We start from the raw sequence: 26856 nt of genomic DNA on the forward strand, positions 1-26856 counted from the left end.
CGCTATTGGCGCAAAGTAACCTTGTGAAGATAGAGTATTGAACTGGATAAAGAAAAATTGATAGCCATATCCGCTATCAATTTTTCGTATCCAAAGCTCAACAAGCTCTAGATGATGACTCTAAAATTAAGACTCTAGGCCTTCGTCGTCACCAAGACCTTTGGTTAGGTCTTCTAACAACTCTTTGATTTCTTCTGATACCAAAATAAAGTCAGCATCCAGTTTAACGGCTAGATCTTCTTTCGGAATATCCGCATTTTGGTCTTTAAGTGCCTCTGCATAGCTTAAACGTTTTAATGTACCGTCGTTTTGTAAGACGAATTTCACACGCTCACGCCAATCTAATGCGAGTTTAGTTACACGTTTACCGTTTTCTAAATGCGTTTTGATTTCATCTGATGAAAGGTCATGTTGTTTTAACTTGACTTGAGCACCGTTGTCGTCAGGCTCTTGCAACTCAGCATCGGTGCTTATTGCAAAGCCTTCGGGCGCGGTAAATTCGGTTAGCCAGTGTGTTAGCTGTAAGTCTAAATCATAGTTCGCAAACGCTGGTACAACAGGGAGTGTGCCTAGAGACTTACGTAGCAGAGCAAGTAGCTCTTCTGCTTTGTTGAAGCTGGCGCTATTTACAATCACCCAACCTGATTTTTGGTCGATAAAAGCAAACTGTAAGCTAGATTTTTTGAACGCTTGAGGTAATAACGTAGCAAGAATATTTTCTTTGATGTCGTCTTTTTCTTTTTTCTTTACTGGACGATTTTCTTGCTGTTCTATTTGCTCAATTTTTTCTGCAACCATTTCATTGACAACGGCTGCTGGTAGCACTTTTTCTTCACGCTTGGCACAGACTAAAATGCTGTCTTGTGAAAAATGCGAAAGCATCTGGCCATGTTTACCAAAAGCTTTTGTCCAGCCAAAAGTTGTCATATCTTGGCTGCCACATGGGCGGAAAATATCCTGCTCTAGCGCTTTTTCAAAGTCCTCTTGTGTGTAGTTGACATCTTGTTTGAATTTATAGCAGATTAAGTTACTGAACCACATAGAATTAAGCTCATTTGGAATTAAATTGCGCTCATCATAGCAAAAAGGCGTAAGTTTGTATTCCTGAAGATATTCGCTAATCAATTCATATAATACTAATTTGACTTAATACTTGCTCAATTTGAAGGAGTAAATCTGACGCTAACAGCGTTAAAAATTTCTTATTTAGAACAACTAAATAGCAAAATTTTTGCCTTGCCTACACGAATGTGGGTACCGTGGCGATAGCAGGACGCGGTAGCGGGGTTATTGACAAAATTTTCTCGCCTCAAAATAGACCACTTACATTAAGGTAATTGGTATAAGTCGAAATCATTTACCTTAAAATCTTTTTTTACGTTGGTTTGTTTGGTATTTGTACAAGGGGATAGTGTACATTTCTACGAGGCTCTAAAAAAACAAAACTGGTGGCAGCCGTTCAACTGTTGTACCTGCTTGGCAAGGGCCAAAAACCAATGGCTAGTGGAACATAGCCATTGGTTTTTGAAGATCTTTGGGAAAGCTAATATAGTAAGTCAAGCCTTTTCCTTCTTCGCTTGTTACTTCAATATCGCCATTCAATGTTTGTTTCACCAAGTTTAAGGTAATATGTGTGCCCAATCCGCTACCGCCTTGATCACGTTTGGTAGTGAAAAATGGGTCAAACAGGCGCTCAAGTTGTGCTTTTGTCACGCCCTTACCATCATCTTGATAAACAATATTAACAGCACCATTATCTTCGGTGATTTTTATATCGATATTACCTTTATCTTGATTCTCAAAGCCATGGATCAGCGAATTCATAATAAGGTTAGTAAAAATTTGGCTAATTGCGCCAGCTGGTAAGTTAAGCGTCATGTCCTCTGGACATTCGATATTGACCTGGTGATGTGTTTTTTTCAGTTTTGGGTGCAAAGAACGAATAACCTCACCAAGGTATTGCTTCATATTAATCGTTCTTATCGCTTCACTGGCTTGGTCAACGGCAATTTGTTTAAAGCTTGCAACGAGCTCAGATGCCCTATCTAAATTGGTGGTAAGCAGGCTAGCGCTCTGTTTGGCTTCGCTAATAAATTCCTCTAATGCTTTAGGAGAAAGGGTCTTGGCATTATAAGCAGACTCTAGCTGATCCAATCGCTCTTGTAGAAACGAGGTGGCAGTAACGCCTATTCCCACTGGGGTGTTGATGTCGTGAGTAATACCCGCGACAAGTCCACCAAGCGCGGCCATTTTTTCCGAACCCACTAAGCGCTCTTGCGCCATGTTTAGCTCATCAACATATTTTTCGAGCTCTTTTTGTTTCGTTAACAGCTCTTCTTCTGTTTGCTTTCTAAGATCAATTTCTTCGGTCAGTGTTAGCTTTTGTTTTTCTAATTCGTATTTTTGTTGTTGTAAATCCATCATCGCTTGGCTGAGATTAGAAGTTTTACGCGCGACCTCTTGTTCAAGCTGGATGTTGTGTTGATCTAGCTTTTCATTACTAATGATGAGCTCTTTTTGTGTTTGGTCTAATTTTTTACGGTATTCAGAAATTTTATCGATCAACTTGTTAAACGCTTCTTCCATTATCTTTAATTCGTTACGCTCCTTCGTTCCAATGTCTATTCTATGGCCATCAACATTGTCTATTTCGAACTCTTCTATCTGTTCGGTAAGTTCACTCAGCGGCTCAGTCAGCAGCTTTCTAAATGCAATTAAGAACAAAATAATCAAAAAGGTGGTTTTAATCATGGCGTTACCGATTAAGAAGTAAATCGATATCATGATCCTACTAAGCACGACTTCTCGGCTTGAAAATAACGTCACATCTCCAACCTGTGTAGCGCGACCTGAAAACTCGAATATCAGCGGAAAGGTGTAACCGAATAGACCTGACGGTGTGTCCTCAATTATTGCTTCTTCTTGAACAAGCTGTTGACTGTAAAGCTCGTGAATATCCAGCGAACGTCCAAGCTGAGAAATAATTTCACCACTGTCATCACGTACAATGATCCCTTCAATCATGGGAATTGCCAGCAAGCCTTCAGCTGTGGTGACTGTCTGTTTGGTGTTGAGTTCCCAAATAGCGCGAGTCAGGCTCCTACTGAATGTTTTTTGTAACATTGTCAGCTCATTACGAATATAGTCTTTTGTGTTGACGTATTCAGCAATCACTTGACCGCATGTGACGACAAAGGTTAGAAGGAAGTAAACCGACAACACATTAGTGAGCAATTTTTTTGAGAGGCTTTTTTGCAGCATGAATTAAGCTGAGCTCCTACGGTTAGTTCATCGCCTTTGTATAATCTGCTTTTAAAGTTAGCCAATAAATGGTTAAAAATAAATAAATATCTTAATTAAATATGTTTTTTAGCGCCTTACTAAGCAAAGTTTAATGTGTTATAAGTTAGTGTTATCCAATGACCGTTTTATTAAGTACAAGACTGGCCACTTTATGAGTTATTCCGTCTTAGTTTGCGATGATTCGGCTGTAGCCCGAAAGCAAGTTATAAAACACTTGCAGAGCAATTTAGATATCGTGTTGCACCAAGCAAAGGATGGCCAACAAGCAATGGAGATACTGCAAGCACAACAAATCGATTTGTTGTGTCTTGATCTGACCATGCCAATATTAGACGGCATTGGTGTGCTTGAAGCAATAAAAACCAATAAAATTGAATGTTATGTAGTGGTAATTTCAGCCGATATTCAGGCGCAAATGAAAGAAAGAGTTGCAAGCTTGGGCGCGCTGGGGTTTCTAGAAAAGCCAGCCAAAGCTGAACAGCTTTTGGAACTATTGCATAAATTTGGGATAAGATAACTTATCTATGCAGATTACAAATGTCACTATTAGAAATTTGCATAATCTATTTTGCTATTTCGTATTGACAGTATGACTACACTTCAGGCAATCTAATTTTATGAAAACGAATATCATCACTACGACCATTATTACAACCACCATCCTAACTGGATAGTGGCATAGGTCAGTGCGAGTTTAAAAAAGGCCTGTGTTCACTAAGAACACAGGCCTTTTTTGTTTTTGGAATGAGGAAAAATGATGCGAGTACTAAAGTTTGGAGGGTCTTCCCTCAAAGATTTTGCCTGTTTACAAAGAGTAAGACAGCTCATTAAAGATCATGGGCAACAACAAGCACTCGTCGTGCTTTCCGCCCCTGGTGGCATGACAGATCAATTAGTTGAGCTTGCTGAATTAGCAGGGCAAGGAGTTGAATTTGACACTCAATGGCAGTCATTTGCATCTCGTAGCCAAGGCTTACACGATGAAGTACAAGCGGTGTACGGTAGTGTTTCGGGCTGGCCTGACTTTGAATTACTGAAGAATAAACTAGATGGTGCAAAGCTACTGGGGCACTGCCCAAGTCAAGCCAGAGCTTATGTCATTAGCTTTGGTGAGCGGATAAGTGTCGCGCTAATGGATACCATGCTGCAATCCGATGCGGTTTCGTTAAGTGCTGAAGCGTGCGTAAAAACACAAGGCGGATACCTTGATGCGGAAGTTGACCTTAGGTTGAGTAAATTATGTTTTGCAGAGATGGTTCGTGCCAACGCATCGCGTTTTTATATTATGGCGGGTTTCACAGGCAGTAATGAAGCGGGTGAGCTGACAACGCTTGGTCGTAATGGTTCTGACTATTCTGCGGCAGTTGCAGCAGCTTGTCTTGAAGCCGAAATCTGCCAAATCTGGACTGATGTTGATGGTGTTTATAGTGCCGATCCTCGTCTTATTAAAAAGGCAACTAAAGTTGATGTGCTGTCTTATAAAGAAGCAATGGAATTGTCTTATTTTGGCGCTAAAGTGCTGCACCCAAAAACCATTTTACCTTGCGCCAAAGCGGATGTGCCGTGCGAAATTAAAAATACTCATGACCCAGAAGTGCCCGGCTCACTGATTTGTGCACAAGGTGGTGGCGAGGCTCCAGTAAAAGCGCTTTCGAGTCTAGACAAACTGGCTATGTTAACTGTGGCAGGGCCTGGAATGAAAGGCAAGGTAGGCATGGCTGCCCGGGTTTTTTCTGCACTGGCAGCAGACAATGTCTCTATCGTACTGATTACACAATCTTCTTGTGAATTTAGTATTAGTTTTTGTGTCCATGAGCAAGACCTAAGTCTCGCGCTGGCTGCGCTGGAACAGGCATTTGAGCTTGAAACCCAAGCTGGGTTAATCGACCCAATTGAAGTGCAGCGTAATCTTGCTATCGTTACTTTGGTTGGCGACAACATGAGAGCGCACAAAGGTCTTGCTGCCAAATTCTTTGCTTCGCTCGCTCAAGCCCAGGTGAATATTGTTGCCATCGCGCAGGACTCAACAGAAAGTTCAATTTCGGCGGTGGTTGATGGTGAGCTTTGCCAAGATGCAGTAAAGGTGTGTCACGAAAACTTCTTCACGCACGTACCTTCCATTGATGTTTTCTTGATTGGCTGTGGTTTAGTGGGTCAAGAATTAATGAAGCAATTTCATAAACAGCAAGCATGGCTCGAAAAGCGTAATATTCGCTTGAATCTCTATGGTATTGCCAACTCGAGTAAATGTTATTTAGACCCTGAAGGTGTGCCATTTGATAACTGGGAATTGGCACTTGAAAAAGCTGAATCGGGTTTTGATTTACAACACGTTAGCCAGTTTGTTAAGCAAAACCATTTAATAAACCCTGTGATTGTCGATTGTAGTGCTGCCCAATTTGTCGCAGACAACTATTTAAACTTTCTAAATGCTGGGTTTCATGTCGTTGCGGCTAACAAAAAAGCAAATACAGGCAGTTATGAGTATTATCAGTCGCTGCAACAAGCTGCACAAGCTAAGCGCCGTCACTTTTTATATGAAACTAACGTTGGAGCAGGTCTACCTGTACTAGACAACCTTAAATTGCTGTTTGGCGCAGGAGATGAACTGCTGTCATTCAGTGGTATTTTGTCTGGCTCGCTGTCATATATTTTCGGCGTATTATCAGATGGTTTATCGCTATCGGAAGCAACAGAGAAAGCCAAACAAAATGGCTTTACAGAGCCTGATCCACGCGATGATTTATCTGGAACGGATGTCGCGCGTAAGCTGCTCATCATTGCCCGCGAATCGGGATTGCCATTGGAACTGGACGATATTGAAGTTGAGTCAGTGTTGCCTGAAGGGTTTGCAGAGGGTGCCAGTGTTGATGAATTTATGGCGCAATTACCTCAATTAGATGACGCATTTTCAGCCCGTATAACAGCGGCAAAAGCACAAGACCAAGTGCTACGCTATGTTGGTTCAATTGTTGATGGCAAATGCCGCGTTGGTATTGAAGCCGTAGATAAGGAGCACGCTTTGTATGATATTCGTGATGGTGAAAACGCACTCGCAATCTTAAGCCAGTACTATCAGCCAAAACCTTTTGTGATCAGAGGGTATGGCGCCGGTGCGGAAGTGACCTCTGCTGGCGTGTTTACAGATATTCTAAAAACGCTGTCGAGGTAGGGGTAATGATGAAAACATTTTATGCACCTGCATCTATGGGAAACTTTTGTGTTGGCTTTGACGCACTAGGCGCCGCACTTGAACCCATTGATGGCAGTTTACTGGGTGATCAGGTCAGTGTTGAAGCTGCAGAGTATGATACGTTCAATTGTATTGGCCCATATGCTGAAAAGCTCTCAGCCGATCCCAAGGACAATTTGGCGTTTCAGTGTTTACTGCACTTCAAGCAGCATGTAGCACCAAACATGCCAGCGGTTGCCATGACTTTATATAAAGGTCTTCCTGTTGGTTCTGGGTTAGGTTCAAGCGCATGCTCTGTAGTTGCTGCTTTTGCTGCACTTAATGATTTTGCCGATACGCAATTAAGCCAAGAGGCGCTTATTGAACTGATGGCCGACTTTGAAGCTAAGGTCAGTGGCGGTCGTCACTACGACAACATCACGCCATGCTACCTTGGTGGACTGCAACTGACTGCGGACTGCATTCCGAGCAAAGCAATCAGTGTTGCGTATGATGAAAACTGGTTTTATGTCATTGCTTATCCAGGCTTTGCACTAAACACAGCAAAAGCAAGACAAGCACTACCGCAGCAGTTTTCATTGCATGATACGGTGGAATTTGCCCAGCGACTATCTGGTTTTTGTTTACTGATGCAGTCAGGGCAATTTGATAACGCACTGTCGATGATGAAAGACAGTATTGCCGAGGAAGCGAGAGCGCCACTCATTGCCGGGTTTAGCGAAGCGAAAAAGGCGCTACCAGCCCTAGGAGCCGAGCTGGTGAGTATTTCCGGAGCAGGACCTACATTATTTGCAATTTGTAAGTCTGAGCAACAGGCAAATGCCGTACAGCAATGGTTGCAGCAACACTATATTAATGATGCAGGGTTTAGCCATATTTGCCGACTAGATACGCAAGGTACAAGAGAATTAAAGGATCAGAAATAATGAAGTTAGTAAATTTAAAGGACGAGCAGCAGGTCGTCTCATTCGTCGAAGCGGTCAAAATTGGCCTAGGTCGCAATCAGGGTGTTTTCTTTCCACCATCTTTTGAGCGTATTGCGGATATTGACGCATTACTTGCACTACCTTTTGCTGAGCGCAGTGCCAGAGTACTTCACCACCTTATCGGTGATGAATTACCACAAGACACACTAGATGACATGGTAAAGCGCGCATTTAACTTTCCAGCTAAGCTTGTGGAGGTTGCTGACAACCAGTATTGCTTAGAGTTATTTCATGGTCCAACGTTAGCGTTTAAAGACTTTGGCGGTCGCTTTATGGCTGAATGTATCAGCATGTTTAATCAAGGTGAACGTGTAACTATCCTCACAGCGACAAGTGGTGATACAGGTGCTGCCGTTGCCCATGCCTTTTACGAAAAAGAAAACGTTGATGTAGTGATCTTGTATCCCCATGGCAAAATTTCACTTGCTCAACAAAAGCTGTTTACAACACTTGGGAAAAACATTCATTGCTATGCTGTAGATGGTAGCTTTGATGACTGCCAAGCGATGGTGAAGTCTGCATTTCTTGATGACGAGGTGAAGCAAAAACTTGGTCTTAATTCGGCAAACTCAATCAACATCAGCCGTTTAGTGGCGCAAGTGTGTTATTACTTTGAAGCACTAGCACAATTACCTAAGTCGCAGCGTGATAAAGTGCATGTTTCAGTGCCAAGTGGTAACTTTGGTAATGTTTGCGCAGCGATGATAGCGGCAGCAATAGGATTACCGATCGCTAAGCTAAGTGCGACGACAAACCAGAATGATACTGTGCCTCGTTATGTTACATCAGGTGAGTGGCAGCCAAACGATACGTTGGAGTCACTCTCTAATGCGATGGACGTGAGCAAACCTAATAACTGGCCTCGAGTTGAAATCATGTTGGAAAGAGGTGATTTTAACAAACATGACTTTTATTCACGTTCAGTGTCGGAAGCGCGCACTCAAACAGTCATGCAAGAATTACATGACAAAGGCTATTTGGCTGAACCGCATACAGCGATCGCTTACGAGGGATTAGCGCTTGACTCTCAAGCGGATGAAACCGGGATTTTCCTTGCAACTGCACATCCTGCAAAATTCAAAGAGTCTGTAGAAGATGTTTTAAATCATAAGCTTGATATGCCGAAACCGTTGGCTGATGCGCTGAAAAAGACCTGTTTAGCTGAGTCACTTAGTGCCGATTATAACGCCCTGAAGACGGCGATATTGGCAAAGTTGAACTAGATCAGAACGGGGACCTAAGTGGGTAAATAGCTCACTTAGGTATGTTCAATTTCGTAACTATATTAGCTTTTCAAATGCAACTTAGGTTGTCTCATTTAAAATATTAATGTTTAAATAAAAAAATATCATCGCGATAGGGGTGTGAAATAAATTCAATCCCTGATTAAATATACCCATGCTGATTTCATAGACACACTGGCCACTTACCGGCGCTAGTTTGTCTTTAAAAATACCCTTACGTTTACCTAGGAGAAACCATGTTAGAACGTAACATGAATATTGCAGATTTTGACCCAGAATTGTCTGCAGCGATTGAAGCAGAAACTTCACGTCAAGAAGAGCACATCGAGCTTATCGCTTCTGAGAACTACTGTAGCCCACGTGTACTTGAAGCCCAGGGTTCTCAGCTAACAAACAAGTATGCTGAAGGTTACCCAGGTAAGCGTTACTATGGTGGTTGTGAGCACGTTGACGTGGTTGAGCAGCTTGCCATTGACCGTGCCAACGAGCTATTTGGTTCGACTTACGCAAACGTTCAGCCTCATGCTGGTTCACAAGCAAATGCGGCGGTATTCCAAGCGCTACTTCAGCCACATGATACAGTGCTAGGTATGAGTCTTGCTCACGGTGGTCACTTAACACACGGTTCACACGTAAACTTTTCTGGTAAAACGTACAATGCTATCCAGTACGGTCTAAACGAAGAAACTGGCGAAATTGATTACGCTCAGGTTGAAGCATTAGCACTTGAGCACAAACCAAAAATGATCATCGGCGGTTTCTCTGCGTATTCAGGTATCGTTGACTGGGCTAAGTTCCGCGAAATCGCTGACAAAGTAGGTGCTTACCTACTTGTTGATATGGCGCATGTTGCAGGTCTCGTTGCTGCTGGTATTTACCCAAGCCCAGTGCCTCATGCACATGTTGTAACAACAACAACGCACAAAACGCTAGCGGGTCCTCGTGGTGGTCTTATCATCTCTGCTTGTGATGATGAAGAGATCTACAAAAAGCTAAACTCTGCCGTATTCCCCGGTGGCCAAGGTGGTCCTCTATGTCACGTTATCGCTGCGAAAGCAGTTGCGTTCAAAGAAGCACTACAGCCAGAGTTCAAGTCTTACCAAGAGCAAGTGGTTAAAAACGCACAAGCGATGGTTGCGGTACTTCAGGAACGTGGTTATAAAGTGGTTTCTGGCAAAACTGAAAACCACCTGTTCCTACTTGACCTGATTGACAAAGACATCACAGGTAAAGATGCAGATGCTGCGCTTGGCCGTGCAAACATCACAGTAAATAAAAACTCTGTACCAAACGACCCTCGTTCACCGTTTGTTACTTCAGGTCTTCGTATCGGTTCTCCTGCGATCACTCGTCGTGGCTTTAAAGAAGCTGAATCGAAAGAGCTTGCTGGCTGGATCTGTGATGTACTAGACAACATCAATGATGAGTCTGTACAAGCACAAGTGAAAGAAAAAGTAAAAGCAATTTGCGCTAAATTACCTGTTTACGCATAATTTCGCTCACAAAAAAGCAGTTTTTTGTTATGATTAAGGCCGCATTCAAGCGGCCTTTTTTGTTTTTAACTCAACGAGAGCGTCTATGCATTGTCCATTTTGTACAGCCAAAGATACCAAAGTGATAGATTCACGATTGGTTGCTTCCGGCCATCAAGTCCGTCGTCGCCGTGAGTGTATTTTATGCCACGAACGCTTTACTACTTTTGAAGGCGCGGAACTTCTGATGCCAAGAGTAATAAAACAAGATGGCACCAGAGAGCCGTTCAACGAAGACAAACTGCTTAATGGCATGCACCGAGCGCTGGAAAAGCGCCCTGTTAGTACAGAACAAATAGAAGAAGTAGTACATCAGATTAAATCTCAAATTCGTGGTACAGGCGAGCGTGAAGTTCCAAGTGACATGATTGGTGAATGTATTATGGAAGCCCTCAAAAAGCTTGATAAAGTGGCTTACGTGCGATTTGCCTCAGTGTATCGCTCGTTTGAGGATATTCGTGAGTTTGGTGAAGAGATTGCGAGGTTGGGGGATTGAGCCAGTTCAAATCACAAGATCATGAATATATGAGCCGAGCTATCACGCTCGCAAAGCGCGGTAAATACACCACAACCCCAAACCCCAACGTAGGTTGTGTGATCGTAAAAGACGGTGAAATCGTTGGTGAAGGCGCGCATTTAAAAGCAGGTGAAGGCCATGCTGAAGTACATGCGCTTAAGCAAGCTGGAGCTAAAGCTGCTGGTGCCACGGCTTATGTAACACTCGAACCTTGTAGTCATTACGGTAGAACGCCACCATGTGCAAAAGGTCTGATTGACGCAGGTATCAGTAAAGTGGTTGCAGCTATGGTTGACCCTAACCCGCAAGTTGCAGGGCGTGGATTGGCAATGCTAGAAGCTGCGGGTATTGAAACGGCCTTTGGTTTGCTAGAACCACAAGCTAGAGCGCTAAATAATGGCTTTTTGAAACGAATGGAACAGGGATTGCCGTTCGTAACCTGTAAGCTTGCAGCCTCTATTGACGGCAAAACAGCATTAAATAATGGTCAAAGCAAGTGGATCACCTCTGACGCAGCACGCTTGGATGTGCAGCATCATCGCGCGCAAAGTTGTGTTGTCCTGAGCGGAGCCGATACTGTAATTGTCGATAATGCAAGGCTGAATGTGCGTGAGGCGCTGTTAGAAGACTGCGATTACCCGCAATCAGAGTTACGTCAACCTGTACGCGCAATCATTGATTCTCAAAATCGACTGACTCCTGACCTTGCACTATTTAGCATTACATCTCCTGTGATTATTTTTCGCCGTACTATTGATAATTCAAAAGATTGGCCTTATTTCGTAGAACAAGTAGTCGTACCTGAAATTAATGGCAAACTCGACCTACGAGCGGTGCTTAGCACATTGGCTGAAAAACAACATAATTATGTGTGGTTAGAAGCCGGAGCAACCCTTGCCGGAGTGATGCACGAGCGGGGGCTGATTGATGAGTATATTGTCTATTTAGCACCAAAAATCATTGGCTCAGGGAGCGGGTTGTTTAATACCGTGCCGTTACAGTCGATGGCGCAAATACCTGAATTGGTATTTGACGATGTGAGGCCAGTGGGGCCTGACCTTAAAATTACTGCGACTAAAGAGAAGTAACATGTTTACAGGCATTATCGAAGCGACAGGGACACTAACTCAATTGCAGCCAAAGGGTGGTGATTTAGTTGTCCGAGTGAGCTCATCGTCACTTGATATGAGTGATGTAAACTTAGGGGACAGTATTGCAACCAATGGTGTTTGCCTTACTGTAACTGAGAAGTTTCAAGATGGATTTAAAGCTGATGTTTCTAATGAAACCTTAAGTTTGACGCGCTTTGCCGAATATAAAAAAGGGCAAACGGTCAATCTTGAAAAGGCGTTACAACCGGCATCGCGTTTGGGCGGCCATTTAGTGTCCGGCCATGTTGATGGGATAGCTGAAGTGGTAGAGATAACCCCGAATGCTAGAGCGACCGACTATTGGTTATCTGCCCCCGCATCACTAATGAAATATATACCTTATAAAGGTTCTGTTGCCATTGATGGTATTAGCTTGACCGTTAACGCAGTTGAACAAAATCGATTTAAATTAACGATTGTGCCGCATACGGCGCAAGAAACTACGATTGCAGGGTTTCAAGTTGGCTCAGAATTAAATCTTGAAGTCGATCAAATCGCCCGCTACCTCGAAAGACTAATTCAGGGGGAGCCAAGCGCTGCCAGCGAGACCACTCTCACAACAAGTCTATTGGCGAAAGCTGGCTTTATAAAGTAGCCACAGACAAAGTAAAAATGGGAAAACTATGAGTTTGAATAGTGCTGAGGAAATCATCGCCGATATTAAAGCCGGTAAAATGGTTATTTTGATGGATGATGAAGACCGAGAAAATGAAGGTGATCTGATCGTTGCAGCAGAGCACATTACACCAGATGCAATTAATTTCATGGCAACGTATGGTCGTGGGCTAATCTGTTTGACCATGACGCAAGAGCGTTGTGAGCAGCTTAACTTACCATTGATGGTGAAAACTAACGGTGCTCAGTTTTCTACCAACTTTACTTTGTCTATTGAGGCTGCGAAGGGCGTAACAACGGGTATTTCCGCTGCTGATCGTGCTCGTACCGTGCAAGCTGCGGTCGCTAAAGGTGCAGTACCTGAGGATATTGTACAGCCAGGTCATATCTTCCCAATTATGGCGCAGCCAGGCGGCGTTTTAACGCGCGCAGGTCATACTGAAGCTGGATGTGATTTAGCGCGTTTGGCAGGACTGGAGCCTGCCTCTGTGATTGTTGAAATTCTAAATCCAGACGGCACCATGGCACGTCGCCCACAACTAGAAGTATTCGCCAAAGAGCACGATATAAAAATCGGTACAATTGCAGACTTAATTGAATATCGTAACTTAAATGAAACTACCATTGAAAAAGTGGCGGAATGTCGATTACCTACTGAATTTGGTGAGTTTAATTTAGTAACTTACAAAGATACTATTGATAATCAACTTCATTATGCAATGGTCAAAGGTGACATTAAAACGGAAGATGCAAACTTGGTACGTGTGCATCTACAAAGCACGTTTAACGATATTCTCCATTCTGATCGCAGCGCGGATAGAAGTTGGACGCTGCAAAGCGCTATGAAGCATATCGCTGAAAATGATGGGGTTCTAGTGATCCTTGGTAAACAAGAGCGCAGCGAAGATATGGAAGCCTTGGTGAAAGCTTTTGCCGCAGAAGATGCTGGAGAGCAAGTTAATTATCGTAAATTCCAAGGCACATCACGTACCGTTGGTATTGGCTCTCAAATCTTGGCTGATTTAGGTATTCAGAAGATGCGCCTAATGAGTCTACCGAAAAAGTACCATGCTCTATCAGGCTTCCATTTAGAAGTCGTTGAATACGTCGAACCAAATTAATTTCAAAAAGCCAAATTGATTGTAATCGCCTATAGTCAGATAGTAGGCGATTACCATATTACTGTGCTATCATGCGCCTCAATTTGGCAATTGCTCATACAGATTAGGAACATCTAATGAAAGTAATCGAAGGTAATAAGTACGCCCCTGGCAAAAAATTTGCCATTGTCATTTCACGTTTTAATGATTTCATTGGTAGCAGCCTACTTGAGGGTGCGGTAGATGAGTTAAAGCGTACTGGTGGTGTTAGTGATGAGGACATCACGGTAGTGTATGTACCGGGAGCGGTTGAACTACCACTAGCAGCAAAGCGCATAGCAATGAAAAAAGAGCATGATGCAATCATTGCCTTAGGTGTGATCATCCGTGGTGGTACGCCACACTTCGATTTAGTGGCGAATGAGTCAAACAAAGGTTTGGCTTGTGTTTCATTAGATTATGATATTCCAGTTGCTTTTGGGGTGTTAACTACTGAGAGCATTGAGCAAGCTATAGAGCGCGCGGGCACTAAAATGGGTAACAAAGGCGGTGAAGCTGCCCTTGGTGCACTAGAAATGGTGAACGTGCTAGAGCAAATTTAAGAGGAATCTCAGTGAAACCAGCAGCTAGACGCAAAGCACGTGTACTTGCTTTACAAGCTATTTATTCTTGGCAGTTAAGTGGTAACCCAATTGCCGACATCGAACAGCAGATGTTGATCGAAAATGACGTATCTAAAGTGGATGTTGAGTACTTTAAAGACTTAGCTCGTGGCGTAGTGGTTAATCAAAAGCAGCTTGATGAAGCTGTCAAACCACATTTAGCACGTCCACTTGAAGAATTAGATATGGTTGAGTTGGCTGTGCTACGTGTTAGTGCTTATGAACTTAAGTTCCGTGAAGATGTACCATATAAAGTGGCGATCAATGAAGGCATAGAGTTGGCAAAAATGTTTGGCGCAGAAGAGAGCCACAAGTTTGTCAATGGTGTGCTGGACAAAGCGGTTAAGTTTATTCGTAAATAAGTTTTACGATAGGAATAGCCGGCTTAGGCCGGCTTTTTTGTGTATGAAAGAATTTGAGCTAATCAATCGTTATTTTAAGGGACGTGGTATTATTCGTCGAGATGTGGAACTTGGCATTGGAGACGACTGTGCACTGGTATCTGTACCTACTGGTCACCAACTAGCAGTGACTACTGATACGCTGGTTTCTGGCGTTCATTTCTTTGAAGACATTCCTCCAAGAGCATTAGGACATCGGGTCATTGCAGTGAATCTTAGTGATTTGGCAGCAATGGGAGCGGAACCAACCTGGATCTCTTTGGGGCTGACATTACCGACAGCTGATATGGAGTGGCTAGAAGCTTTTACAGAAGGCATGCATGAAATTGCAGAGTACTACAATGTACAAGTAATTGGTGGCGACACGACACAAGGGCCGCTGACTATTACTGTGTGTGCAAAAGGGATAGTGCCAAATGGTAAAGCCTTAAAACGCTCGAGCGCGCGTGTTGGTGATTGGATATATGTCACCGGATCGTTGGGCGATGCGGGTTTAGCGATCGAAGCTCGCAAACAGGAGTTGATGCTGGATCCTCTGCATTATAAAGCAGCACTTGATAAGTTTCATTATCCAGCCCCACGTGTGGCCGCAGGACAAGTGTTGCGTGGTTTGGCGACATCAGCAATAGATATTTCCGACGGCTTATTGGCTGATTTACAGCATATTTTAAAGGCCTCATTAGTCGGTGCCAAAATTCACGTTGATAAAGTCCCAATGTCGAATGCTTTACGTGCTAGTCTAGATGAAGCTGCTCGACTGCGGTTAGCGCTCAGTTTTGGAGATGATTACGAGTTATTATTTACCGTTAATGATAACAATAAAAATGCAGTTGAAACTCGGCTAAAACAATATGGTGTTGAACCTGTTTGTATTGGCCAAATTACGGCGCATAATGGTGAAGTTCAATTGGTTAATAAAGGTCAACCTTATCAATTAAGTGGCCAAGGTTTTGAGCACTTTAGCTAGGAGTAGGTTTGGCTAAGCAGTACAAATTTAATTTAAAGAAGCCACACCAATTTTTGGCGTTAGGCTTTGGGTTAGGGCTGGCAAAAAAAGCGCCCGGCACGGTAGGGACTTTTGCCGCATTACCATTTATTTTGCTCACCCAAAGTGCGCCTGTTTGGTTGCAGTGTTTGGTGGCAATAGTGATGACTTTGCTTGGTATTTGGCTATGTGGCAAAACTGCAACCGATGTTAATGTACATGATCATCCCGCAATCGTTTGGGATGAAGTCGCAGGTTTCTATATCACAATGATTGGTGCGGCGATAAGCTGGCAATCTTTAGTTGTTGGTTTTATATTGTTCCGCTTTTTCGATATTTTTAAGCCCGGACCAATAAGATGGCTAGATAAACGCTTACATGGTGGGTCTGGAATTATGTTAGATGATGTATTAGCTGGTGTTTTTTCATTGATTTGCGTGCAAGCTTTGTTTAAAACTGGCATCTTAGTCTAATAATACTGATGTGATGGAATAAAGATGACAAGGCTATTGTTTTTCATTTTCACTTTGCTGTTACCGTTTATGACTCATGCGGCAATTGATGATTACGTCGTTAAACAGTGGAATATCCAAAGTGGATTGCCATCACAGAGTGTCAAAAGTGTGGTTCAGGATGATCAAGGTTACATCTGGCTTGGTACACAATTTGGCTTGAGTCGCTTTGACGGTCACCAATTTCAAAATTTTAACACCCAAAATGCTGACTTTTTAAATAGTAATGCCATCAATAAGCTCATCGTTGATCGTTTTGGCATGCTTTGGGTTGGCACCCGCCGTGGCTTACTTCGACTTAATCCAAAAACGTTGGAAGCCAGACGCTTTGACCTACAAGGCCCAGTAAGAGATATATTACAAGATAAAGATGGTGGTATTTGGATTGCAGCAAATGGGTTGTACTATGTATCCGCCAAAAAGCTTACGCTTGCAGCAAATCATATCGAGCAAAGTACATTAGATGTAACTCAGATCAATCAGATTGTTGGCTCAGTTACCAAAATGGCATTAGTTCCTGATGGCATTTGGTTAGTGAACGAACGTCACTTACTAAAAATCAGTGAATCTAGTAATCGAAACGGCGATGGCGTAAGGCTTGAACTGGCCAGTAAGGTCTCTATGCCAGAGCAACTGGCTCAAACGATTATCCACGATTTAGCTTGGGTCGATGGAAAGCTCTATTTAGCCTCAGAGTTGGGAGCTTACTTTCTTGATTTTGATGAAGTACTTCGGCGCTATCAAGAAGTAGGAAACAATGCGGTCTATAAGTTTCTTAATGATAAGGAAGGTGGGCTGTGGGTTTCTACCTATGGGCGTTTATTGTACCGCCAAAATAATGGTGTGTGGCAGGCTGTAGAACCCATTCAGTTAGATCAAAGTATTTGGTTTGCCGACATCTTTTTGGACAAAGATAATAATATCTGGCTTGCTAGTCTAAATGAAGGGTTATGGCTTGCCCATGCGGGGAAAGTTGAGCGTCATCATATAGGCTTAAAAACTAACCAAGCTATTTCCGCCATTACTCAAGGGCCTAACGGAAAATTATGGGTGGCTAGCCGTGAGGGGTTGGGAATTATCAGTTTAAAAGATAGCTATCAACCGGTATTAACCAGTGCCCAATTAAACCGCTCGGTGATTCATGACTTAGAATTTATTGGCGACAGGTTAATTTTGGGCACCGATCGCGGTGCGCTACTATACGAAAATGGTACTTTGCAAAAAATTAATGAGCGAGAGCTGAGGCAGAATCCTGTTTTTTCGCTCAGCCCTTCAAACCGAGGTGGCATGTGGTTTGGTACGGGGCGAGGATTGTATAGACTCGATTATAAAGGTATTACACCCTTTGCGTATAATGCCTTCTTAGGCAGCCAATTTGTGACTTTTGTTGAAGATTTTCCAAGGTATGGCTTTCTTGGTACTAACAAAGGGGCTTACAGGTACAATGACAAGGGCATTGAAAAAATAGGCTCACAAACGTCTCTCGATTCAGCTTATGTCACGAGTATTTTGCACCTAGACACTGTGACGACGTTAGTTGGCTCACTAAATGATGGGCTATTTTATCGAACATCGGCTGGAGATTGGTATCAATTAGATGCCTCCAACGGCCTGCCATACGGCTCCATTTTTTCGTTACATTTTGACAAACTCAATAAACTAATTTGGGTAAGTACGATGAAAGGTGTTTACAGGATGCCTGTGGCACAGTTTTCTCATGTGATAGAGAGTTTGCAAGTTGAGCAAGTAATAAGTCCGTTTGACAAGCAGCTTGATGGTAGGCCGAGTCAGTGCTGCTCTGGGCTTGGGCATGATGCGGTGGTGGAAACTGAATCTGCGATTTTTTATCCAAGTTTGCAAGGGGTGGTAGAGATCCCTAAAAATGTACAGCTATTCGGAGGGGGAGGATTACAGCCTCGTTTGGAATCGCTCACAACCCACGATAGAGTGTTTAGTGCTGACTCATTGAATCAGGTTATTTCACTCGATACGTCAGAAAGAGATTTGACGATTAACTATACGGCCATTGATTTCTATGCACCGCAAAGCATCGAGTTTAGATATATGCTTGAAGGGCATGATAATCAGTGGCGTGATGCGCAGTCTCGTCGAGAAGCAATTTATACTAATTTACCACCAGGAAACTTTACGTTTATTTTAGAAGCGAAACGTCAAGGGCAAGACTGGGAGCAAGCAAAAACACTGGCGTTACCGGTTACACTACCGCGTCGTTTTGATGAGACAATTTATTTTAGGCTATTTATTACATGTGCCTTTATCTTCATGTTTTATTTAATTTTCTGGGTGTTCAGAGCACAGGAAAGAAGAAAGCAGGCGGCGTTAGAAAGTCTCATCGCTGAGCGTACCACGGAGCTTAGAAAAGCGAATGAAAAACTCAATCAAGTGAATACACAGCTGAAGTTGGTGAGTCACTCTGATGAATTAACAGGGCTGCGAAGCCGCCGCTTCTTGTTTGATCAGCTACCAAAAGATGTAGAGCATTATCAACGTAATGCTCAGTCACTACAGGCGCAGAACAAAAGCCTAGTGTTGATGATAATGAACATTGATGACTTCAGTAAAATCAATGACTCCTACGGCCCAATTGGTGGTGATAGTTGCTTGCAGCAGTTGGCCACGTTACTTAATACTCGGACTCAAGGATCTGATTATGTTGTACGTTGGAGTGGAGATGAATTTTTATTGCTGCTGCGAGACTTCAGCAGGGATTATATTGAAGAGTATGTGAGTGACTTGTGTAAAGCAATTGCTGAGACAGAATATCGCTTACCTAACGGTAAAACCACTAATCTGACCGTGTCTATGGGGTGGTCGTACTATCCATTGCCGTTACTCGGCGGCAAAGTGATTGGTTGGGAATCATCGGTGAATCTGGCCGATATTGCCTTACACCAGGTTAAACAGCGTGGTGGTGATGGCGCTGCAACAATTATTTTTGATGAACAGCTTGATGCGTTCGAGTTTGAGCAAAGTGCAAATATCGAGTCACAATTACAGTTATTGCAAAGCAATGGACTGGCTGAAGTAAATGTGTGGATGAGATAACCCTTAACCCTTACGTTAAGGATAATTTACGCCTTTATTACTGCTTTTCTCGCCTCAAAATAGACCACTTAATTAAGGTAATTGGTATAAGATCAAAAAAGGCTTCTTGATAGAAGCCTTTTTTATTATCGCGTTAAATTTGTTTGCAATTGGCTATTAACGCATAAATTTGAGAAGTAACCTCTGGCTGTTTATTTAAGCCAGTCGTTAATTTGTTGGGCAATACCCTCGCTACTCAGACCAAGCTCAGCGTGGATTTCAGCTTGTGAACCATGCTTAATGAACTCGTCAGGTAAACCAAGTAATTTAATCGGCTTCAAGTGTCCTTGAGCTGCCAAATACTCACTAACGGCCGAGCCTGCACCACCAGCAATAGCGTTATCTTCAAGCGTCACAAAACGTTCGTGAGTGACCACTAACTCCTCAATTAACTCAGTATCTAATGGCTTAACAAAGCGCATATCAACCAAAGTCGCGTTAAGCTGCTCAGCAACCACTGCAGCGCTCTCAAGTAACGTTCCAAAGCTTAAAATGGCAAGCTTTTCACCTGTTCTGACTAGTTTGCCTTTACCAATTTCTAGCTCGGTCATTTCAGTTGCAATTTCAGCACTGCCTGCACTTCCTCTTGGGTATCTGACCGCTGCTGGTTGATTAAGGCGGTGACCGGTATAGAGCATTTGACGGCATTCATTTAGGTCGCTTGGTGCCATGATCACCATATTTGGAATACAACGTAAAAAGCTGAGATCGTAAGCGCCTTGATGTGTTTCACCATCAGCGCCAACAACGCCAGCGCGATCAATTGCAAATAGTACAGGTAGATTCTGTAAAGCAACATCATGAATAAGCTGATCATACGCCCGTTGTAGGAAGCTTGAATAAATTGCCACAACTGGGTTTAAGTCTTCACATGCAAAGCCTGCTGCCAATGTAACTGCATGCTGTTCAGCAATAGCAACGTCAAAATACTGAGCTGGATATTCTTTTGAAAAACGAACCATACCTGAGCCTTCACGCATTGCAGGTGTGATTGCCATCAGTTTATTGTCTTGTGCTGCCATATCACATAGCCAATCACCAAATACCTTTGAGAAGGTCGGTGCGCTTGGTTTTGATTTAGGTAAGCTGTGTACGCTAGGGTCAAACTTAGGCACTGCATGATAACCGATAGGGTCGGCTTCTGCTGGTTTATAGCCTTTTCCTTTTTGGGTCTTAACGTGAAGTAGCTGAGGTCCTTTTAAGTTGCGCATATTGCGCAGCGTATCTACTAGGGTATCTACGTCATGCCCGTCAATTGGACCAATGTAGTTAAAACCTAACTCTTCAAAGAAGGTGCCTGGGATTATCATACCCTTCAGGTGCTCTTCCATACGACCTGCTAGCTCTTTGACCGGGGGGACGCCAGACAGCAGTTTTTTACTGCCTTCACGAATATTGGTATAAAAACTTCCAGATAGAATTTTAGCGAAATGGTTATTCAGTGCACCTACATTCTCGGAGATCGACATCTCGTTGTCATTGAGAATAACGAGCATGTCAGGGTTGACATCACCTGCGTGGTTCATGGCTTCAAATGCCATTCCTGCGGTCATTGCGCCATCACCAATTACGGCGACGGTTTTACGCCCAATTCCTTCTTTTTCGGCTGCAATCGCCATACCAAGTGCAGCAGAAATAGAGGTGCTTGAGTGACCAACGCTAAAAGTATCGTATTCACTTTCTTCCCGATACGGGAAAGGGTGTAACCCGTCTTTTTGACGAATAGTGTGCATCCTCTCTCTTCTACCTGTCAGTAGTTTATGAGGATATGCTTGATGACCTACATCCCACACCAATCTATCATTCGGTGTGTTATATACATAATGCAAGGCCACGGTAAGCTCTACAGTGCCTAGGCCAGATGCAAAATGACCGCTACTTTGAGAGACTGAGTTCAGCAAATATTCGCGAAGCTCATCACTAAAGGCGGTTAACTTGTGCTGGGGTAATTGACGAAGCTGACTTGGCTCGTCAATTAACGCGAGTAAAGGATACTTGCTACTATCAAGTTTCATGTTATTTATCAGAGTCCTAAGTGAATCTCAGCGTAAGTTCGTTACGCAGCTCACTTCATAATTATTAAAATGCTTTACTAACTGGTCATAATATTATGTTAGCCAGTTTTTACAAAGTACTTGTGAACATTTTCTTAGCTTGGCGTATACAGGTTATACGCACACTTAATGTTCTCGATCTATGATGTATTTTGCTAAATCGGCAAGCACTTCTGTATCACCATCGATCGTTTCTAGCGCCTTGAGCGCCTCATGTATTAACTGTTCGGCTTTTTCTTTGGCCTGCGTTAAACCAAGTAATGCTGGATAAGTCGATTTATTATGTTCTACATCTGAGCCTTGAGGTTTGCCAAGTACAGCCGTATCGCCTTCGACATCTAGGATGTCATCCCGTACTTGGAATGCAAGTCCAATGGCTTGACCGTAAGTTCGCATTGCTTGACGCGTTTCATCAGTGAGGCGCTCTGGTTGTGCACATAACATACCTAATTCAATTGCGCAACTTAAAAGCGCACCTGTTTTGAGCTTATGTATACGCTCAAGCTCTGTGAGTGTTACGGTGCGGTCAGTTGCGGCAATGTCTAGCGCTTGACCGCCTACCATCCCTTGTAATCCTGAAGCTTTTGCTAGGGCACTTATCATCTGTAACTGGGACTGTGGGCTGGTGGTAAAGTTTGGTGTACTTAGCAGCTCAAAAGCCAGAGTCTGTAGCGCATCGCCCGCTAATATTGCGCTAGCTTCATCAAATTGAATATGGCACGTAGGTCGACCGCGCCTTAGCTCATCATCATCCATCGCTGGTAAATCGTCGTGTACCAAAGAATAGCTGTGAATACACTCGATGGCCGCAGCTGCGTTATCGAGATCTGCTGCTGCTGCGCCAAAGAGTTCTCCGGTACAGTAGACTAGAAAAGGCCGTAAGCGCTTGCCACCATTTTCTACGCTGTAGCGAGTTGCCGCTAAGACATTTTCTTCTGTGTCTAGCATGTTATCAAAGCTGCGTAAAAGCGTGGCCTCTACTCGTTTTTTAGCATGCTGCAGTTGTTCTTTTAATTTTGCTGACATTAGGCTTCGTTATCAAATGGCTGTAATTGTGCTTGCTCACCTTCGCCCATCAAAATTGCGACTTGTTGCTCAGCTTGCTGAAGTTTTTGGTTCGATGCTTTGGCAAGTTTTATTCCACGCTCAAATTGCTTAAGGGCTTGATCTAGCGCTAAACTGCCGTTTTCCATCTCTGCTACGATTTGTTCTAACTCTTGCATTGCTTCTTCAAAGCTTAAGTTATCAGGTTTTTTTACTGCCATATGTCACGTTGACTCGAAAAGTAAAAGTGACGCAATTTTAGGGGGATTGAGGGCTAAGGTCAAAAAAACCAGCGAGTTTTTGATAGCGGAGCGTATCAGCTTTGCAAGATCTGCTATAAACTCGCATTTTAAACACTTTTTAATATAATAGTGTTAAGTTGTAGAAAAACTTGCCGATAACTCAAACAACAATAACTGCGTGATTTATCACAAATAACTTCCCTCGGAGGACATGTGGATTTAGCAACGGTAATAGGGATCCTGGGTGCCATAGGTCTGATTGTAATGTCTATGGTATTAAGTAGTGATGGCCAGATCGCTATGTTCTATAACACGCCGTCCGTCGTTATCGTATTTGGTGGTTCAATCTTCATTGTGTTGTCTAACTTTACACTTGGACAATTTTTCGGGATTGGGAAAGTGGCCGGAAAGGCCTTCATGTTTAAAATTGAAACACCTGAAGAACTGATTGAAAAAGCGGTAGAACTTGCTGATTCAGCGCGTAAAGGCGGCTTTCTTGCGCTTGAAGAAGCTGAAATTCCAAATCAATTTATGCGCAAAGGCGTGGATATGCTCGTTGATGGTCATGATGCTGATGTTGTGAGAGCCACCTTGCAAAAAGACATTGCACTTACCTCATCTCGCCATGAACTTGGTGCTGGCCTGTTCAAATCACTTGCCGATATTGCCCCTGCAATGGGGATGATAGGTACACTTATCGGCTTAGTAGCCATGCTATCAAATATGGATGACCCGAAAGCGATAGGGCCAGCGATGGCTGTTGCACTTTTAACAACGCTATATGGTGCATTCTTAGCGAATGTTGTGGCTATTCCAATACAGGTAAAACTCGAATTACGTAAAGACGAAGAGGAGCGTAATCAGCGGTTAATACTTGATGCTATCTTGGGCATTCAAGATGGCCAAAACCCCAAGGTTATCGAGGGCATTTTGAAAAACTATCTACCTGAGTCAAAACGTGGTTCAGAAGCTGAGGAATAATCATGTCTGATGAGAACGAATGTAAATGTCCCCCGCCAGGTTTGCCCGCTTGGATGGGAACATTTGCTGACTTGATGTCACTGCTCATGTGCTTCTTTGTATTGCTGCTCGCCTTTTCCGAGATGGATGTACTCAAATTTAAACAAATTGCAGGCTCTATGAAGTTTGCATTCGGCGTACAAAATAAAATTGAAGTCAAAGATATACCCAAAGGTACGAGTGTAATTGCAATGGAATTCACACCAGGAAAACCAGAGCCTACCCCAATTGAAACAATCCAGCAGCAAACCGTCGAAATGACACAACAAATGCTTGAGTTCCAAGCTGGAGACGAAGCGTCTGCGGGGGGAAGGCAGGAGCAGCGTGGTAATAAGCGCGGTGGTGAATCAGCCAGTACAGCGCAAGAAATGGCATCGACTCAAGCAATTGCGTCAGCAGAGCAAGAGCAGGTAAATGAGTTAGTCAAAAAAATAGCGCAGCAACTTGAAAAGCAAATCATGGACGGTGCTATCGAACTAGAGTCTTTAGGACAACAAATCATCATTCGCATTCAAGAGAATGGCTCTTTCCCTGCGGGTAGTGCATTTTTGCAGCCTAAATTTGAGCCTGTAATTGAAGAAATAGCAGAGCTGTTAAAAGATGTGCCAGGAGAGATCACGGTATCCGGTCACACTGACGATTTTAGGGTAACGAATGAGCTTTACTCTAACAATTGGGATCTGTCAGCAACTCGGGCTGTAGCCGTGGCGACTGTAATGGAAAAAGTACGAGGCTTCGATAAAAATAGAATGTTAGTCGTAGGGCATGCTGATACTAGACCGCTAGTACCGAATGATAGTGACCTCGATAGACGCCGCAATAGGCGCGTTGAAATCTCTATTTTACAGGGCAAACCAAAAGAGTCTGATCCCATTGGAGTGAGGGAAAATTAGTGAGAGTTTGTTGCCAAATTAAAAAAAATTGTTTAGAGTCAAGCTCAGTAATTAAAGTAAGTCTAAGGAGAAAACTATGGCTGTATTAAATGCAAGAATGCCTGGTGGCAATGGTGAGGGTGGCGATGAGAATTCTCGTCCATGGGGCTGGGGTTTCAGACCAACTCGCTAGTTAATAAAGCACATAAAACATAACAAGAGGGAGGCTACAATAAAGCGTCCCTTTTTGTTTTATTGAGTATCAGTTTGTATAAGTTGCATAGTTAAGTTGCTTATTTGGAAGCAAATGTTTATCGCTATTTTACTTATTAAATAGAGTTCGTATTCGGTTAACTTAGCATTACAGTTCGTTGCTTTTTATCCGTGAATTCGCTATTGTTCCGTTTGGTTCTACTTAAAGGAGAAATAGAATGATTTCAATAAAAAAACCCCAAAATTATAGATTGCCAGGTGGTAACGGCGATGGTGGTGACGCCGATGATGGTTCTGTAGAAAAGAAGCCAGAGTAGCGTTTAGCTATGTTAGAAGCTTGGGAACCTATTCGTATATTTTTTGCACATAACAGTGTGTGGATTGCTTTGCTTTCTGTTTTTCTTTGCTTTGTGTTAAAAGATAAAAAGGCGCTTAGATATTCACTACTTGTTGCGATTTTTTATATTGTGGGTACGTTCTCGAGCGACTTTGTTCGCTCTATTGATGAGCACCAAGTCATCCGTTACGTATACTGGGCCTTGAATGACATCCTATTTATGGGGATTGTTGCGTATTGGGCTGTAAAAGATAAAATGTATATGTGGCAGAGTATATTAGCCCAGCTCGTTGTTTTACCCGCGCCTATTTTACAACTGTTTAGATTAACTGATTACCATTTAATGGATTTGAGTTATTCGACTTATTTATACGCAACTATCATACCCATCACCAATGTGGTGACTTTGTGTTTGGCTTTTGCTCCAATAATTATGTTTTGGAAGCTTCATTACATTAGCGATGATATGGAAAAAGCAGGAGCTAGCCGATAGTGTTCGGCCAGCTATTGAAAAATACTCACCCCAAACTAGGAATAAGGCCTGCCATTTGCATCAGCTGAGAGGTAATTATCATGACACCAAAAACTGTTGCTAATCCAAGCGCCAACTTACCACCTTTTACTTGATAACCATTACCCACTCGCATCTTTCTTTGTTTCCAAACCATTGCAACCGGTAGGAAGACGGCCAGCACCACAAGCGCAATGGCTGCGTAACCAAGTGCCATGATAAATCCTTCAGGATAAAATAGTGCAAACCCAAGCGGTGGTAAAAACGTAATGAATGCCGTTTTAATGCGGTCTTTCTTGGTATCTTTTCGTTTTAACGCATCCGCAAAAAAGTCAAATAAGCCCAAGCTGACACCTAAAAATGACGTTGCGAGTGCAAGGTCGGCAAACACAGTGACAAATACCTGAACGTTGTCGTTGTGTGCTATCGATGAAATACTGGCTACAAACCCCGGTAGTCCATCACTTGCCATTAAGCTTGCTTGTCCCATGACTCCCTGACTTAATAACTGCCAAAATACATAGATAATAAGTGGCAAAGATGCACCAAACATCATTACTTTTCGCAATTGATGAATATCTACACCCACATATTTGACGATAGATGGGATCGAGCCATGAAATCCAAATGAAGTGAAAATCACTGGGATTGCGGCAATAATTAGACCTTGTTCAATTGGCATGTCAATTAGGTGCTGCCCGTGCACATAAGGGGTAAGAATAAAAAATAAGCCTGCCAATACGATGACTTTAATTGAAAACAGTAGCTGATTGAGTTTATCGACGGTGCTGGTACCTAAAGTAACTATTGTGGCAATAATTACAGCCAGTAATACCGAGCCTAATTGCGGGGTGATCTCCTCACCAAGTACGCCAACTAGTTTTGTTTGAAGTTGTGCGCCTCCCCCTGCAATATAGGCTGCACACAAAGCGTAGAACAAAAACACCATTGAGAAGTTAGCGACATATTGACCTGTTTTACCAAGTAGGCTTTTTGCCAGTGTGTTTAATGTCGCGTCTTGGTCTGCATATTGATGCACCTCAAGCATGAGTAATGCGGTATATGTCATGAGTAACCAAGTTATCATTAACAATACGATAGCGGTAGAAAACCCTAGCCCTGCTGATGCAATAGGAAGTGCTAGCATGCCCGCACCAATGGTGGTGCCAGCGACAATTAGCATGCTACCCAAAGTTTTATTCTTAAGCACGTTTAGCCTCTCATTATTATTATCTGGTGAGGCAAGATATAACGAAT

Annotated in this window: 23 protein-coding genes; 17 read left to right on the forward strand and 6 right to left on the reverse strand. The window is 43.0% G+C overall.

The window, feature by feature from the left end; all coding sequences use genetic code 11:
* Window positions 1–126: 126 nt before the first annotated feature.
* Together rdgC and F9Y84_RS01750 are read right to left on the reverse strand one after the other, a co-directional pair.
* Window positions 127–1041, reverse strand: a complete 915-nt coding sequence (rdgC, locus tag F9Y84_RS01745; protein WP_147390364.1) for a recombination-associated protein RdgC — start codon at window positions 1039–1041, stop codon at window positions 127–129.
* 459 nt (window positions 1042–1500) lie between these two features.
* The gene (locus F9Y84_RS01750; protein ID WP_147389355.1) at window positions 1501–3261 is read right to left on the reverse strand and encodes a sensor histidine kinase; all 1761 of its coding nucleotides are present in this window, start codon (window positions 3259–3261) and stop codon (window positions 1501–1503) included.
* A 193-nt stretch (window positions 3262–3454) separates the two neighbouring features.
* On the opposite strand from F9Y84_RS01750, the gene F9Y84_RS01755 reads away from it, so the two are divergent.
* The 14 genes from F9Y84_RS01755 to F9Y84_RS01820 all read left to right on the forward strand — a co-directional run bounded on the left by F9Y84_RS01755 (window position 3455) and on the right by F9Y84_RS01820 (window position 19267).
* On the forward strand, window positions 3455–3820 hold the full coding sequence (locus F9Y84_RS01755) for a response regulator (protein WP_125250979.1): 366 nt from the start codon (window positions 3455–3457) through the stop codon (window positions 3818–3820).
* Between the two features lie 240 nt (window positions 3821–4060).
* Window positions 4061–6475 (forward strand): bifunctional aspartate kinase/homoserine dehydrogenase I, encoded by a 2415-nt coding sequence (gene thrA / locus F9Y84_RS01760; protein ID WP_147389358.1) that lies wholly within the window; start codon window positions 4061–4063, stop codon window positions 6473–6475.
* An 8-nt stretch (window positions 6476–6483) separates the two neighbouring features.
* Window positions 6484–7422, forward strand: a complete 939-nt coding sequence (gene thrB, locus F9Y84_RS01765; protein ID WP_147389357.1) for a homoserine kinase — start codon at window positions 6484–6486, stop codon at window positions 7420–7422.
* Window positions 7422–8705 (forward strand): threonine synthase, encoded by a 1284-nt coding sequence (gene thrC, locus F9Y84_RS01770; RefSeq protein ID WP_147389354.1) that lies wholly within the window; start codon window positions 7422–7424, stop codon window positions 8703–8705. The genes thrB and thrC overlap by 1 nt, the downstream gene beginning before the upstream one ends.
* Before the next feature lie 257 nt (window positions 8706–8962).
* Window positions 8963–10219, forward strand: coding sequence for a serine hydroxymethyltransferase (gene glyA, locus F9Y84_RS01775; RefSeq protein WP_125250903.1), 1257 nt, complete (start codon window positions 8963–8965; stop codon window positions 10217–10219).
* An 85-nt stretch (window positions 10220–10304) separates the two neighbouring features.
* The gene (gene nrdR / locus F9Y84_RS01780; RefSeq protein ID WP_010372109.1) at window positions 10305–10754 is read left to right on the forward strand and encodes a transcriptional regulator NrdR; all 450 of its coding nucleotides are present in this window, start codon (window positions 10305–10307) and stop codon (window positions 10752–10754) included.
* A complete protein-coding gene (gene ribD, locus F9Y84_RS01785) occupies window positions 10751–11863 on the forward strand; it encodes a bifunctional diaminohydroxyphosphoribosylaminopyrimidine deaminase/5-amino-6-(5-phosphoribosylamino)uracil reductase RibD (RefSeq protein WP_147389353.1) in 1113 nt (370 codons plus the stop codon). Before nrdR ends, ribD begins: the two co-directional genes overlap by 4 nt.
* Before the next feature lies 1 nt (window position 11864).
* Window positions 11865–12521, forward strand: a complete 657-nt coding sequence (locus F9Y84_RS01790) for a riboflavin synthase (protein WP_147389352.1) — start codon at window positions 11865–11867, stop codon at window positions 12519–12521.
* Between the two features lie 28 nt (window positions 12522–12549).
* Entirely contained in the window at window positions 12550–13662 is a 1113-nt protein-coding gene (ribBA, locus tag F9Y84_RS01795; protein WP_125250900.1) for a bifunctional 3,4-dihydroxy-2-butanone-4-phosphate synthase/GTP cyclohydrolase II, read from the forward strand.
* Window positions 13663–13778: 116 nt separating this feature from the next.
* A complete protein-coding gene (gene ribH / locus F9Y84_RS01800) occupies window positions 13779–14243 on the forward strand; it encodes a 6,7-dimethyl-8-ribityllumazine synthase (protein ID WP_125250899.1) in 465 nt (154 codons plus the stop codon).
* Between the two features lie 11 nt (window positions 14244–14254).
* Window positions 14255–14665 (forward strand): transcription antitermination factor NusB, encoded by a 411-nt coding sequence (nusB, locus tag F9Y84_RS01805; RefSeq protein WP_125250898.1) that lies wholly within the window; start codon window positions 14255–14257, stop codon window positions 14663–14665.
* A gap of 43 nt (window positions 14666–14708) precedes the next feature.
* Entirely contained in the window at window positions 14709–15671 is a 963-nt protein-coding gene (gene thiL / locus F9Y84_RS01810) for a thiamine-phosphate kinase (protein ID WP_128732742.1), read from the forward strand.
* A gap of 8 nt (window positions 15672–15679) precedes the next feature.
* A complete protein-coding gene (locus F9Y84_RS01815; RefSeq protein ID WP_125250896.1) occupies window positions 15680–16162 on the forward strand; it encodes a phosphatidylglycerophosphatase A family protein in 483 nt (160 codons plus the stop codon).
* A gap of 24 nt (window positions 16163–16186) precedes the next feature.
* Complete coding sequence (locus F9Y84_RS01820) at window positions 16187–19267, forward strand: ligand-binding sensor domain-containing diguanylate cyclase (RefSeq protein ID WP_128732741.1); 3081 nt, start codon at window positions 16187–16189, stop codon at window positions 19265–19267.
* A 191-nt stretch (window positions 19268–19458) separates the two neighbouring features.
* Here the strand turns inward: F9Y84_RS01820 and dxs are convergent, their stop codons facing one another.
* The 3 genes from dxs to xseB all read right to left on the reverse strand — a co-directional run bounded on the left by dxs (window position 19459) and on the right by xseB (window position 22625).
* Window positions 19459–21321 carry a 1-deoxy-D-xylulose-5-phosphate synthase gene (dxs, locus tag F9Y84_RS01825; RefSeq protein WP_125250894.1) on the reverse strand — a complete coding sequence of 621 codons (1863 nt, stop codon included), beginning with the start codon at window positions 21319–21321 and terminating at the stop codon, window positions 19459–19461.
* A gap of 165 nt (window positions 21322–21486) precedes the next feature.
* Window positions 21487–22386 (reverse strand): (2E,6E)-farnesyl diphosphate synthase, encoded by a 900-nt coding sequence (gene ispA / locus F9Y84_RS01830; protein WP_147389351.1) that lies wholly within the window; start codon window positions 22384–22386, stop codon window positions 21487–21489.
* Entirely contained in the window at window positions 22386–22625 is a 240-nt protein-coding gene (gene xseB / locus F9Y84_RS01835; protein WP_125250892.1) for an exodeoxyribonuclease VII small subunit, read from the reverse strand. Before xseB ends, ispA begins: the two co-directional genes overlap by 1 nt.
* A 234-nt stretch (window positions 22626–22859) precedes the next feature.
* Between xseB and pomA the strand changes: the two genes are divergently transcribed.
* The 3 genes from pomA (at window position 22860) to F9Y84_RS01850 (ending at window position 25581) form a co-directional block, all read left to right on the forward strand.
* Window positions 22860–23627, forward strand: a complete 768-nt coding sequence (gene pomA / locus F9Y84_RS01840; protein ID WP_125250891.1) for a flagellar motor protein PomA — start codon at window positions 22860–22862, stop codon at window positions 23625–23627.
* Between the two features lie 2 nt (window positions 23628–23629).
* Window positions 23630–24559 (forward strand): flagellar motor protein MotB, encoded by a 930-nt coding sequence (locus F9Y84_RS01845; protein WP_125250890.1) that lies wholly within the window; start codon window positions 23630–23632, stop codon window positions 24557–24559.
* Window positions 24560–25077: 518 nt separating this feature from the next.
* Entirely contained in the window at window positions 25078–25581 is a 504-nt protein-coding gene (locus F9Y84_RS01850; RefSeq protein ID WP_147389350.1) for a hypothetical protein, read from the forward strand.
* Between the two features lie 25 nt (window positions 25582–25606).
* On the opposite strand, the gene F9Y84_RS01855 is transcribed toward F9Y84_RS01850, so the two are convergent.
* Window positions 25607–26809, reverse strand: coding sequence for an aromatic amino acid transport family protein (locus F9Y84_RS01855; RefSeq protein ID WP_167508233.1), 1203 nt, complete (start codon window positions 26807–26809; stop codon window positions 25607–25609).
* Window positions 26810–26856: the final 47 nt, after the last annotated feature.

It is taken from the genome of Pseudoalteromonas peptidolytica (assembly GCF_012641745.1).
GTDB lineage: Bacteria > Pseudomonadota > Gammaproteobacteria > Enterobacterales > Alteromonadaceae > Pseudoalteromonas > Pseudoalteromonas peptidolytica.